A 14,070-nucleotide genomic window follows, 5' to 3' on the forward strand; every position below is an offset into this window, starting at 1 on the left:
TTCTACTTGGCCGCTACGTAAATAATAAGCGCAATGGCAACCATCCAGGCGATGACCAGCAGCACTCCCAGCCCTACAAAATCCTGACCCATAGCCTTTCCTTGTGCGCGATTCAATCCATTCGGTCTAGCTTAACGCAACACAGCCCTGACGTACGCCTGGCACGCCCGTAACGCGATCAGTCCTTGGTCGCCGGCGTCGGTGATGGCGATAATTCGTTGAGCATGCGCTGGGTCAAGTTGGGCTCGACGGGCTGCATGAACCACGCCGACGGCGCTGGTGGTGGAAGGCACGTTGCAGCCACTGGCTGAATCCGTGGCGTCGATAAGGACTGACAGCCGCACATCAGCAGTGGCAAGGCGATCACGCAGCCTTGAAATATTTTTCTGTGCATCACTAAATTCCTTGAAATGCGCTTCGTCTATAGATTGAAGACGGCCTTCTAGGCCCAGGCGCTTGTCCTGCTCGATACGGGCCTGGGCGGCCGCGGCATTGCCGATAGCTGTCAGGTCCGACTGGTGCAAGCCGTCCTGCACGGCCAGTCGCTCGCCCATGCGCCAGTCCTGCACCTGCCAGGCACCGCCAAATCCGATGGCGAGCGCCAGCAGGATAGCGGCCAGGACTTGACCGGGCGTCATGCCAGCACCTTCAGCGCCTTGTCGTACAGCCCCTGGCGGTCGGCCTGGCCGTTGAGCCCACCGTTGATGCGCCGAGTGATCTTCACGAAATCTCCCTTGTCCGCCAGCGTGTTCAGGTCTTTCATAGACCAGAACCAAGCCGCCGACATCGCGGCGTGCTGCGGCAGCTCCAGCAGTTCTGGCTTGCTGAGCAGGTCCAGGCCCAACGCTTCGCCGCACGCGTTGTAGTTGGCGCGGCCCGTGATCTGGATCAGGCCACGGCCGCGAAACTTGGAGCCGTCTCCCGGCTGAGTGTTGCCGAGGTCAGCGCGGCCTTCGTAGCGGGCCTGGACTTTGGTCGGGCCCCAGATCTCTTTGACGTATTTGAGCTGGCCCGATTCGTGACCAATTTGGGCGATGAAGGCGGCGACACGCTTCAGGCCGACGATCTGGTAACGGTTCATCGCTGTGTTCAAGGCAGGAACAAAAACGCCGGCTTGGCGGCCGGCGTTCGGGAGGATCTGCAGCAACTGCTGCTCGGTAATGGGCATGGCTTTCTCCGGGCAAAAAAATACCCGCACATGGCGGGGTTCTTTATCGCAACGTTGGTTATCAGCTTGGTCGTGCAGGCCTTTTATCGGAATCGGGAAAACCCTCCGCACCCTCTTTCCACGCGCGTACCTGAATGCGGTAGTCGCGCCATTCGCGCTCAGTGCCTGGGATTTCTTCGCCGTCCTCGATGGCCTCCAGTTGTTCGGAGACGTAGTTACGCTCAGACTCAACCCACTGAGTTTCTTCTGCAATCAAGGGCGCCAAGCGCGCCAGTTCGGCTTCAGCCTTGATATCGGCGGCCTTGCGCAGTTTCGACCAATCAATGTTGCTCATTCGTGGGTTCCTCCGCTGTTACAGGCGGCAAGGGCTCTGGTTCTGGTGGCGTCGGCAAGGGCTGAGGCAGACCAATCGGGCCATCGAAGTCGACTTGAATAGGTGCGGGAAAGGCTTGTTCTTCGCTGTAGTTAGCCGGGTATGGAAAGCGGAGGACCAAATGAATTTCACCATCAACTCGGGTGACGTCCCCATGAAAGTCATCAGAGCTGATTGCGCTTACGGGCAGGATGTCTCCCTCTTCCATGCGTCTAAAATCAAAAGGCTGGCCATTGATGAAAATGACATCACCTTGCCTTGAAAACTTTGGCTCCGGTTCGTCAGTGCGTACAGGTGACAGGATGATTTTCATTATTTCCACCTTCCAACGGCCACGACGCTAAAAACCACACCATCCACATCGGCCTGAACGAAGGCCCCCTGTGACCAAAGGGAGACCAAGCAATTTGTCGCGGTTCTGGATACCGCACCCGGACCATTAAATGGCTTTCTCACTGCTAGTTCGCCCGCTGCGAAGTTCACCATGACGTTTGGCTCCCCCAGGAATGGCATGGGGAAGTTCCAAGTCGCGCCGATGTTAGAACTGTTTATCAAGCCCGTAGAGATGGTCGTCCGCCAACACATCTGAACCCCACTGGCAAACCTTGCATACTCACCATTGGCATTTGAGCCAAATTCAAGCAAGGCGCCGTTAGATACCAGGCCCAAGGCGTTTTCACTGTTATAGAACTTCCGCCAGACTTCTGGAGTGGTCGGAGTGGCTTTTGAGATTGTATGAATGTCACCCGCTCGCCAATCAAAGTAGGTCTGAAAGTAGAACTCATTGTTATAGGTGAGGGTCATCAGTGCCCCATCCGCTGAACCGGCTGGGCGCCCCTCACCTGTCAAGTAATCAAACGATACGCCGCCCGCCTTTGCTATTGGCTGCATGCGGTTAAGGGTATTACGGCCTGAAAGCGGCAGACCGATTCCGTAATCCCCTGTCTTGGTGGCTCGCCCCGGGGTTGTGTCATCCCGGCTTGTAGTCATGTTCGCTAAGGATGCTGTTCCAAGTGCCGCATTCTTGTCGTATAGCTCCTGCGTCATGGCGTTGATTTTCATGCTTGCTGTACGCGGAGGGTCGCCGCCAAGCCCAGCGGGTGGTGTTCCCAAGATAATTTCTTGTCGTGCCATGTTGTTCTCCAGGCGAAAAAAAACCCGCGACTGGGCGGGCTGGAAGTGACAAATGAGTGAGCGGGCTCCCCGCGATCAAGTACCGGGCAATCTTGCAAAAACGGCGCCCGGCGACCCGATGTCCAGCCAGTTGGCCCGGGATCCTATGGCGTAAAGTGACAGTTGGTTGCTCCCATACATCCACCGTATGCCCGCATCCATGGAGGTGATGTTGTTCGGTGCCAGCATGGTTCGGGAAAACGGGTTGATCATGAAGTACTCATCTTCCAGAAGCGGCCCGTTCGCGATGTTGCACTTGTAGAAAGTGGCCGTGCCAATAGGCCCTTGTGCGCCATAACTCACGTAACTCCACGAGTTACTGGCTCTTGTAACCGTGACCGGCGTTGCCCCCGAGTCGAATACCAATTGGCCGTTCGCCCCCCAAATACGCATCCCGTAATTCCCGTTGGCCTTGGTTGCAAATACAGCTGCAAACCACTTTCCATTGGGTCTGGAGTTGATATTGTTTGCCCAGACTTGAAACCCGGTCCAATTACCGGGCGATCCGGTCAGGATGGTTTGCGTATAAACATCGTTCGGCGCCGTTGGCGAGTTCCTGATAAAAATGCACGGCGGTTCCGGTGTAGTTATCGCCGCCGGAAAGGTAACAATGGCTATCCGGCTGCCTGCCGAGTAGGTGCCGTTGTAGAGGCTGCAAAGCCTGGGCGTGTCAGAGTCGATCTGCACATAGGAATTGTCATTAACGACCCGCAGTCCGTAGCTCAATTTTTGTACCTCATGACCAGCAATCTAAACTGGATCGTTGAGCCGTTATTGGCGTCGGGCTCCATCGGGTTTTGCGACCTGACGACGACCTGGCCATTGCCGACGCTCATATAAGGCATGGCGTCGTAACAGCGGTTGTACGAAGTATTAGGTGGTGTAATGGGCAGGATCGTTGCCACGCAATTTGCCGGGGTGAACCCTGCAATGGGCACCGTTAGCACCGCCCGTAGCGTCAGCTGGTACACCTGATTGTGGATCACCTGATAGGTGAACGTGTTGGTGTCCAGCTCCAGCACGCCCTTAGCATTCCATGTTCTTAATCCATAGCTCATAGCTTCAGCTTCCCGACTTGAGTACGCACCACGTCGCCTTCATCAGTCACTACCAACCCGTCGTTATTCAGGGTTGATGAACCGCCCGCACCCGCGCTACGTAAGGTCAACATGCCCGCCGGAATGTTGATTTCCAGTAGCGGCTGGCCCTTGGCGTTGACTGCACTGGACCGCAACGTCATGCCCAGCACCAAATTCTGAATGAACGCTGTGTCGATCATCGCGTAATTGATGAACACCTGGCCGTCCGAAACAATAAATGGCGCACGGAGCTGACCCGTCACTTCGTCTATGATGGCAAAGCGCTGGGCGAACGCCAGAATCTCTGCCGTGTCCCCTGCAGCAATCGACAACCCGGCCATGACCGTGCGCCCCCCTGCAGTGGTCTGGGCTTTGATCGTGGTCTGTGCAGTTACCTTGCCGTTCACGTCCGCAACGGCTTGGCTGACTTGCTTCACCGACGCCGTAACATCCCCTACGGACGCTTGCACCGTGTCCACCCGGCGTCCCATTGCGCTATCCGCATTGGTCCGCGCTGTCACCTCTTCCTGAATGGCGGCTGCGTTGCTCAGCGTCTGGGCTTGAGCTGTTTCGATGCGGCTGCTCAGCGCCTTGTCCGCGTCTGCGAGCGCTGTGGTTTCCGATTTGAAGGTGGCTGCATTGGTGTCGACCTTGGCGCTGAGCTGGGTGACGCGCGTGGCCACAGCTGAGGTGGCGTCTGCGGCAGCCGTCGAAACATCGATGATTTTCGCAGCATTGTCCGCCACCTTGGCTTCGACTTCGTCGGTACGCACTGACTGTGCAAAGTCACGTTCAGCAACGGCCGACATGATCGACCACGCGCCGGCCGATGACGTGGAGTCACCCGCGCTGCCGCTGGTGTCGCCCGCCGAATCGGTTTTGACCAGCGCATACACACCGTCTACTTTCTCCGATGTGGCTTTGACTTTGCCGTCGAGGGTTTCGACGGTGCTGGTCAGTGAGTTCAGCCCGTTAGCCGTGGCCACCAGCCCTGTTTTCGGGTCGGTGACTTTGGCGTCGATAGCGCTGATCTGTTTGCCCTGCGCGGTGATCTTGCCGTCCTGCTCTATGATGCTGGCCGAGTTCTTTTGCACTTGCAGCACCAGGGCATTGGTTGTTTCGGCCAATGTGCCCATATCCACCCAATAAGTGGCGTTAGGCGGCGCATGGCCGGTGGTGGCTGCGATGGCCTGGAACAGCCGGTTACCCAAGCGAACCACATCTCCCGAGGCGTAAGGCTTGGCGTTGTCGTACTCCAGCGCATCCGTCACTTCCTTGATCAGCTCTGCCAGCTCCTGCTTGGCCGCATCGAGCCGCTCATTCACAGAACCCGGGCCATCACCGTCGATTAGCTCTATTTTGCCGATCTTCTCGAGTAACGCCTGACCAAACGCCGACTCCTGAATCTTGCCGAGGAAATACTTCTCGTACTCCGTCTGCTCAGAACTCGGCTGCCCGTTGACCCCAAACTTCTCCGGAAACCACGGCCCGACATTGCCGGTGCGGTCCACCAGCCGCGCCCAGAAAAACAGACTGGTCCCGGGCACGATGTTTTGCAGTTCGTGGCGGGCCTGCGGGTAGGCGTAATCGCCCAGTTTGATTGCGGATTGCAGGTCATTGGCCTTGCTCTGCCAGATCTCAGTGCGCTGGGTGTCTTCGGCGCCCGGTGGGAAGCCCCAGTTCAGACGGATGCCGTAGACCAGGCTTTCGGTGGTCAGGTGTGTGACAGCGGGTGGCAGTCCGACTTTGCCTGTGAGTATCACCTCCGGGCTCGCGCCCCAGATCGAGGACACGTCCATGGCGTTGACTGAGCTGACACGCGCAAGATAACGCCCGCTGTAGATGCCTTCGACTTCAGCACCGAGATTTCCGGTGCGCGGCAGGCGTATCCAGTTGCCGCTGTCCTTGCGCCATTCGACGTTGTAGGCAACGGCGCCCGGTACAGCCTCCCAAGTGATACGCATGCTGGTGACGGCGATCCCTTGCGACACCACGCTGCGCGACTCCAGCTTAATGCCCGTAGGAGGCGCCATTACGCCGGGCGGAATGATGCTGGTGGGCTGCGGATCGATCCGCGCGCCCGTGTCGATGGCCGTGTATTTCAAGGGTTCGTGTTGGGTTGCGGCGATCTTGAACTGGTGTAGCCCTTGCGGCTCGATGGTCTGCACCCGAAACCGCATCACAGCCAGGTCAGCGCTTTCTACCGACCAGCTGCATTCAGGTTCAGGCTGCTCGGAATAGTCAGCCATGACGGTGACCAGGCGGCCCGAGACCGACTTGACGATTCGCCCTTCGGATTTGCCGCTGGGCAAGTTGAGGATTAGCCGATCTTCCTCATGCACTTCGGCATCGATGTCCAAGGTGATAACCCGCTTGGTAGCGGCGCTGATGCGCCCACCGTTTGGGCGCCCGGAAAACATCTCATCCGCCACGCAGATGATTTGGCCGGGCTCGATGTTGCGGCCTTCCATGCCGGTGGTGAACGTGACAGACCACTCTTCGTACTGCTCAGATTTCAGCGCCCAAATGCCGTGGCGAATGGCTTCGCCCTCGACCGTGCAGCCAAAGCGCGAGATGTCGAGCATGCGGTGGCCAAGTGCACCGATTAAGTCGTCGTTGGTCACCGGTGCCGGTTGCGTTTTGAACTCGTTTTCCGGGTTGTCCCAAGCCACCTTGGCACGTGTGTGACGGTCCGGCAGTGCAGCGGCAACGTATTCAAATTCACCGATGATGTTGGAGCGGGTGAACACGTAGCCGTCTTCGTTGCCCGGGATGTCTGCCACCATCGTCACCTGAGAGCCGTTCCAGCAGCTGCTGCCCCTGAACACACTGGCCAAGTCAGACAGCAGCGCGTAGCCCTCGATGGAGTCCTGAATGTAGACGTTGGTGGTCATGCGCGGCTGTAAGCCGCCTTTGCCATCGGGCACCATCACGTCGCAGTAGCGGCCAATCTCGTACAACGTCCAGTGATCAACCATGTCGGCGGTGATGCGCCGACCCAGCCCGTAGCGGCGATGCAACAGCAGGTCACGCCAGACCCATACCGGGTTGTTGGTGTAGGCCAGCTTGAACGTGCCGTTCCAGTCGCCGGTGTAGGTGCGGGTTGTCGGGTCATAGTTGGTGGGCACCTGTACGATGCGGCCGCGCATCAGGGCGCTGAACTTCGGCGTGTCCTGGAACTGCTTGGCATCAAATTGCAAACCGCCCAATGCCAAGTTCGGGTAGCGCAGCTTTTTGTCGATGACTTCGGTGAAGCCTTTAATCCGCATGAGGTCCGCCCAATTCGAATCATTACGATTGGAGGTGAGCCTGCGCACGCGTACCAGCGCGCTGTTGAACCCTTCTGGCAGGTCGATGCGATGCGTGCGCTCGTATTCAGTGGTGCCTTTATCGTTCAGCGTGGCCGAGAGCACGGTCAGATAGCTGCCGCCGTCGACAGAGAGGTCAATGGCATAATCAATGCGATAGCCGACCTGATCGCCGTTGGTTTTGACCTCCCAAATCTGCGGCCATGAGAGGCGAATACGCACGGCCGACAGCTGCTGGTCGGTAATGGCGCGCGTCCAGGCGTTGTCTGACTTCAGCTCGACCGGCAGACCTTGCGAGGCTTCGTTCTCGATGGACGGGAAGCCTGCGATGTGTTCCTGATCGACCGTGCCTGCGCGAAAGTCCCACACGGTGCCGGGGAAGTTTTCACTGCCATCCGGCGAAACCAAAGGCGTGCCGTTGAGCTTGATTGACCTTTTGCCATCCACCGGCCCGACAATTGGCCCTTCGCTCAGCGCGTACAACATCTTTACCGTGGCGACCGAGAGCGCAGTATCAGGCGCCTTATACGGGGTATAGGGCTTGGATTCGCCTCCCTTCGCGCCTGTAACGCGGGCAGCAGGAATCCGGCGCCGACGCTTTGCAGCGGGCGCTGTTGCAGACTTGGCCATAGTTTTTCCTTACTGCTGATCTTCCGAGAAGACGCCAGCCGAGATGAGGGCGCCGCCGATGTCGCGCTCGCCGTAAAGCAGTGGTTTGCAGCGGCCTTGAGCCATGGTGGTGACAGCGCCGCCGAACGCATAAGAAGGCCGGTTTCCGTCGCCCTCCTTGTCCAAGATGCCCGCCGGAGATGGCGACATACTCATGGCGATACCGCCGATCATCAGGCCTGCACCTGCTGCTACCAGGTAGTACTGCTGAGTGACGGCGCCAATGACCACCAGCGCGAGGCCTGCAATCGTGGCGAACAGGCCACCACCCTTGCTGCCGATCACAATGGGCGCGATGCGGATGGGCTCGACCGTGTCCTGACGCATTCCAATTTCGTTTTCGCTGAGGTTTTTCTTGCCGCGAAAAATGGCGTAATTCAAGCCGCGCTCTTCGGAAAACCGCAAGAACCGCTTAAAGCCCGGAATTTTCACGCACAGGGCGTGGATCGCCTCGGCACCAGAGGCCACGGCTAAGTGGTGCACGCGCCCGAACCGGGCACCCAATACGCCGTAAAGCATCACCAGCACCACCAGCGGTTGCGGGCGGATCAAGGTTTTCATGGCCATCAGGCAACCTCCGGCATGCGTTGGTGCCGAAGAATCAGCACGGTGTAATCGGCCCACATGCTGCCGTACACATCGCGAGTGGATTTTTTGTTGTAGCGGTGGTGCAGGAAGGTGCCAGGGGCCGGGTGAACATCCGGCTCGCTGGCCAGCAGGCCGTCATCGAGGTAAATGCCTGCGTGATTGGGTGCGTCAGCGTTGATCTGCATAACGATCATGTCGCCCTTGCGCGGCACCGACACAGGATAGAACCCGGCGTCTTCGTAGTACTTCTCGTAGAGGCTTTCGCCGTCATTCCACCAGCCGTCCCGGCGCGGATAGTTCGGCAGTTCAATGCCGTGCTCGCGCTCGTAATAGTCCCGGCACAGGGCGTAGCAGTCGAGCAGACCGTGGCCAAATTCGCGCCCAATCAGCGGTGCCTGATAGCCGCAGGGCTTGAACTCGAAGTACTCGCCCGACGGCCAACTGACGATACCCCACGGTTTTTCGTGCAGCTCGCAGCTGACCCGATCGGTCATGCTCGGGATGGGCGGCACGTCCGGGTGGCTGTGAATGATCATCGTCACCTCGCCGCGATCTTCGGCATCGCATTTGTCGGCCGGGTTGATGATGAAGTGTTCGCTGGGTGTTTTAGCGTCGTTGCGACATGGGATGTATTTCAGGCGACCCGCCTCGCGAATCACCACCCCGCAGCTTTCTTTTGGAAATTCAGCGGCCGCGTGGGCCTGAATCTGTTTGAGCATCGTTTTGTTCATGGGTTACCTATCCAATAAGCGAAGCGCCTGGCACCCCGCCGAATGGCAGCGGATTGCCGCGACCGTGGCGCAGCTCACACGCACTCGGCAGACCACTGCAACGATCAAGCGCAGGGTCATCCACCGGATTGCCGTCGAGGTCGAACATCTTGATGCCGGTGTAGTTGCAGTCCGGCCCGCGATACTCGCCCCAGAGGCACCACTCGCAGCGGTTCATGATCAGGCCGCCGGGGAGCTTCTGCCCTTTCACGGCAGTGGGCGGTGCCAGAGAAAACAGCACCTCTTGGCGACCTAGGCTGGTGACCTGATTGATGTAGGAAATATCCAGCTTTTCCATGCTGCTAGCCCCCGGGTTGCCCTCGGGAAAGTTCGCCGCATCAAGGTACTTAGCGTAGGTCTGCCGCACCGTGAGCTTGACCCCGCTCATGCCCTGAAACTGGCGGCACAGCGCGGTGATCGTGCCGTCGATGTTACTGATCTTGAGCATCGGGGTTGACGAGTTGCCTTCCACGCTGCGCCCAAAGCCGCCCGTTTCGTAGGGTCTGGGCAGGTAGGCCTCACCCTTCCAGATAATCGGTGTTGATTGCTGGTGAGCATGAAACCGCAAAATGCCCATGCCGCGCGCTTCGCCATCCAGTTCGATTAGCTGGATCAGCGCGCCCGGCTCCAGCTTCTGGTTGTCCAAGGTGATCATGGGTTGAATACCTGCTGAAATTTGGTTGAAAGCACGAAAGTCCCGCCTCCAGCCGGCTTCAAGTTCCAGCCTCCCGACGTGATAAACATGCCAGGGTCATGCAGCGGGGGCGTCCACTTAAAATGAGTAACGCCCTTGTGCCGCCTGAAGAACTCAAGAATCGGCTTGATGTAATCCTCGCGACCCATAAATGAAACAGGCCAAGAAGTTGATAAGTTGTTAATGCCGACCGATATGCGCTGGCTGTAACCGTTGTTGTATTGCGATTCCAGAATGCTCGGCTCTTCATCGCCCGAGCTGCCAAGTTGGGCGCGCCATGTAAAAGCCTCAGCCATTACTGATTCCTCCGGTTGCTAGGGTCGAGAAGTCCGTTTTGCCCCTTCTCTTGCTGGATGACACTGCGGGCGATCTTTGGCATTTCGGATCGAACAGTTGCCAAAACAGCAATACCCATCTGCTCGTAGCCTTCCGTTGCGCTAACAGATCCGCCTGAGCCATCACCGCCGACATAGATTTTTATTTCTGGTGCCGCCATTGCTGCGCTTGATCCGCGCACAGCCGAAGCCGATGCCGGCGATGTAACTGCCGACACATCTCCCTTTCGCAGTGCCTCAACCGCGGCAACGCCGCCGAACCGCTGAATGTCTTTTTGACTCCAGACAACTTCGCCTTTGTGCACAACGCCCGCTTCCTCGTGCACCCCTCCTGGCCCGGTATAGCCGCCACCAGAGAAGCCGACACCGGCAATTGAAGCCACGTTCGCTGCTGCCACAACACCAGCGGAGACAGCTAAAGCCATGCCGAGTGGGTAAGGCTGGACAGCCAAGGCGTTCTGCACTGCAACAAACCCCTGCATGGTTGCTTGAGCAATAGCCGCCGCCTTGCCAACCGCCGCCAGCTTTTTGTTGCCTGACTGGCTCAGCGTTGCCATATTTCCGAAGAAGTCAGCGCTTGAAGTGATGATCGCCGCGTTTTTAGCGCCTTCGATTTTCGTTAGGCTTTCGCGTGATTGCTTATGGATATTGGCGACACGCTCGGCGTAGGTGGCTTCGTTGACACCTTTAAGATCCAGGTAAGCGCGCTGCTTCTCCAGCTCCATAGTGCGCCACGCGTCTACCTTGGCCGCCTCGTCATTCAGGCGCTTTATCTCGCCGTAAGCTCCACCTGCCGAGGTATCGAGCCCGCCAAGCTGCGGGGCTTCAGAGACGCCCTCCACCGTCCCTGGCTTCAGAGATGCTTTAAGGTTTACGTCGCGTATCTTGATCATGGTTTCAAGGCGCTTGGCGGCCTCGAAGTTGCCTTGACGCTCGTACTCGACCAACTGCGCGGCATCATCAATGCTCGACTTGAGCGTGTTGGCTGCCCGCAGCTGCCCGGTCAGGGTCAGTAGCTGAACCTGATCATTTTGCGCCTCGTTCATTGCCTTGGTGCTGGCCAGGACTGCCGCGTAATCACGCGAAGCCTGCCCCATGGCGACGCCGTACTGCTCTTGCGTGATTTTTCCTTTCGATAGCGCAAGCTGTAGTTTTTCTTGAGCCTCAGTTAAATCACGCACCGCCTGAGCTGCCGGATCTGCCTTCTTGTACAGCTCATCGAAGGCAGTCATGGCCGCGTTTAGCGCGCTTTTACCACTGTCACCTTTCGGGGTTTTCGTCTTGTTTGGCGTGGTGCCGGCAGTGATCTGCTCAAGCAAGTCCTGAAGGCGCTGCTCTGCCGACTTTGACTGGGGGGTAGAGGCTTCCGGCGGGGTTCCGCCATTTGTTAGCAGACCGTAACCACTTTGATTCCCGCTCTCAGGCTTCACAAGCAGCGACGCGTAAGAGGCTCTTGCCACTTTTTCAATGGCCGTTACTTGTCGCTTAGCACTCAACTCCGCTGCATCGGCAGTATCCTTCAAGGCCTTCTGCTGAGCTGAGGCTGAATCCTCTGCCGCTTTCTGCGCGGAGAAAGCCGCAAGGAGCAGAACCTTCAGGCGCTCCTGCTCAGCCTTATTGCCGTCCCGCACCGCATCTTGATACTTGCCCAGCAAATCCGTCTGCGTAGCAATGCGCTTTGCTTCTTCGATTTGCGCGGGCGCCGCCCCCATCTTGCGAGCGGTGTATTCGGCTTCAGCAGCAGCGTTAGCGCCTATCAGGTCGCGAGCCTTGGTGAGCTGCTCGATGTACTTGTCCCAGGCGGCGGCGCTTACTTTTTGATTATCACCGGCCTTGGATTGTGCCGCGGCCAGCCGGTCAGTGCTTCCTGCTGCCTGATTGGATGCGGTTGCAACTGCGTTAATGCGATCGCCGTACGCCGCAGCGCTTTGCAGGCTTGAGTCATAGCCGGCTGCTATTTCCTCAAGCGATGTTTTAAAGCCCCCTGCAAGAGACTGAGTGGATTGCAGCCAGACCGTCACATCATCTAACGTCTTCTTGCCGGAGCCCACCTCGGCAATCATTGCCGATAGAGCACGCATATCCTCGACGCGAGCCGCACCAGACGACGTTAAGGCTCCCTGCGCAATATTGGCGTACTTGCGTGCCGACGATGCAGCATCGTCGAGTGCTGACTTTTGAGCCTCGGCCCACTTCGACGCCTGATTTCGCTGCTGAGCCGCTGTGAGCTGGTCAAATTTATCGACTGTCTCATCAAGCGTGAGGTTCTGCTCAATAAGCGACTGCGTGCCCGAATCAGCCGAACTGCTGAAGTAGATGTAGCCAGCGGCGGCGGCGGCGAGGCCAAGCGTTACTAAGCCAAGCGGCCCCCCAAGAGCTGCAAGCGCGGCGCCGCGGGTAGCAGCACCTCTTGACTCGGCAGCATTCAGTGCATTTTGAGCGGCTGTTTGAGCAGCCAAAATACCCGCGCCTTCAGTGCGCGCAGCATTAAGAGCAGCCGTCTGCTGACCTACAATTGCCCCAGTGGCCAGCTCTGCCTGCCGTGAAACCGCAAGTCTCGCTTCCGCTGCTGCTAGCTGAGACGTAATGGCCACCTCGGCTGTGCGTATTTCTGCAAGCCTTGTATGAGAGGCAGCCAAGCCGATGTTGTTTATTTGCGCCTTTTGTCTTTGAATCTCAAGGCTTCTATCGGCAGCCAGCTGAGCCGTTACAGCCTTCAATTGGCGAATGCTATTCAGCTCAGACTGCGAGGTGGCTATCGCCTCTGACCTGGCGTAGTAAGCCCTAGCTAGAGCTGCCTCGGTAGAGGAAACCACAACGCTCTGCATTGCCACAGCCTCAGCAGCAGAGGCAACCTCTGCCTGTTTCGAAGCTATGATCTGTTGATTGGTTGCTGCTAAATCAACCAAGCGAGCTTTGGCGGAAACAAAAAGAGAGTTAGCCAAGCCAACGCCAACTTTGACGGCGTAGGCACCAGTTATCGCCATCAGGGCATCGGTGTTACTCACCACAGTTTTAAGTCCGGCCCCCCCAACAGCGACGACCTGACCAATCCCGGTGGCGATGCTTTGAATACCATCAATTACCTTGGGGTCAGCGAGTGACGTTGCCAGAGCATCAACAGAGCTGATTAGAGGATCAATATCCACCTGCCCAACCGCTGCAAGGAAATTGTTCTTTAGCGCGGTTGATGCCTGCTCGAAACGGCGCGGCATTCGATCCAGCTCTTCATTGAGCGATGAAAGCGAACGCAACAGAGCGTTAGTTACAACCTCGGCCGTGATCTTGCCCTCGGCAGCCATGGCTCGAATCTGACCGTTGGTAACGCCAAGATAGTCAGCAAGTGCGCGCGTGATGCGCGGACCTTGCTCCATTACGGAGTTTAATTCCTCACCGCGCAAAGCGCCGGCCGCCAAGCCTTGCGAAAGCTGAATAGCGGCGTTAGAAGCCTCCTGCGCAGTGGCGCCAGAAACGACAAACGCCTTGTTGATAGCATCAGTTACGTTAAGTAGCTGCTCCTGGCTGTATCCGACACCCTTCGTTGCGTTGGCAAGGCGCGTATATAGGGCCACGGTCGACTCAAGCGAGCTGCCTGTATTGTTGGCCATGCCGAGCAGTGCGCTGAATGCTTGTGAAGCTGCTCCAGTGGAAGCACTGACGAGAGCCAGCGAACCCTGCATCGACTTGAATGCGTCGGTCAGACGGACGATTTCCCGCGCAACCTGACCAGCGCCCAGAGCTGCGAATGCGGCGCCAGCGGCGCGCGCAGCATTACCTGCACCACTCATTGAGCGGGTTGTCTGATCGCCAACAACGTTTAGGTTGTTTAGCGTGATCCTCAGTTGCTCACCATTTCTCTGCGCAGACCGCGAATCAATAATTACGTCTAAGCGGCTGGACTGCTGGGTCATGG

At 57.9% G+C, this 14,070-nt stretch carries 13 protein-coding genes; all 13 read right to left on the bottom strand.

Annotated elements, in window-relative coordinates; genetic code table 11:
* Window positions 1-131 precede the first annotated feature (131 nt).
* The 13 genes from CJF39_RS05720 to CJF39_RS05780 all read right to left on the bottom strand — a co-directional run bounded on the left by CJF39_RS05720 (window position 132) and on the right by CJF39_RS05780 (window position 14,068).
* Window positions 132-638, bottom strand: coding sequence for a lysis system i-spanin subunit Rz (locus CJF39_RS05720; protein ID WP_047275364.1), 507 nt, complete (start codon window positions 636-638; stop codon window positions 132-134).
* Window positions 635-1,168, bottom strand: a complete 534-nt coding sequence (locus CJF39_RS05725; protein WP_094992557.1) for a glycoside hydrolase family 19 protein — start codon at window positions 1,166-1,168, stop codon at window positions 635-637. The genes CJF39_RS05720 and CJF39_RS05725 overlap by 4 nt, the downstream gene beginning before the upstream one ends.
* A 61-nt stretch (window positions 1,169-1,229) precedes the next feature.
* Window positions 1,230-1,502 (bottom strand): hypothetical protein, encoded by a 273-nt coding sequence (locus CJF39_RS05730; RefSeq protein ID WP_094992558.1) that lies wholly within the window; start codon window positions 1,500-1,502, stop codon window positions 1,230-1,232.
* Window positions 1,489-1,854, bottom strand: a complete 366-nt coding sequence (locus tag CJF39_RS05735; protein ID WP_249275324.1) for a hypothetical protein — start codon at window positions 1,852-1,854, stop codon at window positions 1,489-1,491. The genes CJF39_RS05730 and CJF39_RS05735 overlap by 14 nt, the downstream gene beginning before the upstream one ends.
* Window positions 1,854-2,675 (bottom strand): hypothetical protein, encoded by an 822-nt coding sequence (locus CJF39_RS05740; protein ID WP_094992559.1) that lies wholly within the window; start codon window positions 2,673-2,675, stop codon window positions 1,854-1,856. The genes CJF39_RS05735 and CJF39_RS05740 overlap by 1 nt, the downstream gene beginning before the upstream one ends.
* A gap of 75 nt (window positions 2,676-2,750) precedes the next feature.
* A complete protein-coding gene (locus CJF39_RS05745; RefSeq protein ID WP_094992560.1) occupies window positions 2,751-3,440 on the bottom strand; it encodes a hypothetical protein in 690 nt (229 codons plus the stop codon).
* Entirely contained in the window at window positions 3,437-3,772 is a 336-nt protein-coding gene (locus tag CJF39_RS05750) for a hypothetical protein (protein ID WP_094992561.1), read from the bottom strand. The genes CJF39_RS05745 and CJF39_RS05750 overlap by 4 nt, the downstream gene beginning before the upstream one ends.
* A complete protein-coding gene (gpJ, locus tag CJF39_RS05755; RefSeq protein WP_094992562.1) occupies window positions 3,769-7,731 on the bottom strand; it encodes a TipJ family phage tail tip protein in 3,963 nt (1,320 codons plus the stop codon). Before gpJ ends, CJF39_RS05750 begins: the two co-directional genes overlap by 4 nt.
* A 9-nt stretch (window positions 7,732-7,740) precedes the next feature.
* Window positions 7,741-8,337 (bottom strand): tail assembly protein, encoded by a 597-nt coding sequence (locus tag CJF39_RS05760; RefSeq protein WP_094992563.1) that lies wholly within the window; start codon window positions 8,335-8,337, stop codon window positions 7,741-7,743.
* Entirely contained in the window at window positions 8,337-9,089 is a 753-nt protein-coding gene (locus CJF39_RS05765; protein WP_094992564.1) for a C40 family peptidase, read from the bottom strand. Before CJF39_RS05765 ends, CJF39_RS05760 begins: the two co-directional genes overlap by 1 nt.
* A gap of 7 nt (window positions 9,090-9,096) precedes the next feature.
* On the bottom strand, window positions 9,097-9,783 hold the full coding sequence (locus CJF39_RS05770; RefSeq protein WP_094992565.1) for a phage minor tail protein L: 687 nt from the start codon (window positions 9,781-9,783) through the stop codon (window positions 9,097-9,099).
* Window positions 9,780-10,118: a phage tail protein gene (locus tag CJF39_RS05775; RefSeq protein ID WP_047274447.1), complete on the bottom strand. Its 339-nt coding sequence runs from the start codon at window positions 10,116-10,118 to the stop codon at window positions 9,780-9,782. Before CJF39_RS05775 ends, CJF39_RS05770 begins: the two co-directional genes overlap by 4 nt.
* Entirely contained in the window at window positions 10,118-14,068 is a 3,951-nt protein-coding gene (locus tag CJF39_RS05780; protein ID WP_094992566.1) for a tape measure protein, read from the bottom strand. Before CJF39_RS05780 ends, CJF39_RS05775 begins: the two co-directional genes overlap by 1 nt.
* Between the last annotated feature and the right edge of the window lie 2 nt (window positions 14,069-14,070).

Source organism: Pseudomonas lundensis (assembly GCF_002269125.1).
Lineage (GTDB): Bacteria > Pseudomonadota > Gammaproteobacteria > Pseudomonadales > Pseudomonadaceae > Aquipseudomonas > Aquipseudomonas lundensis_A.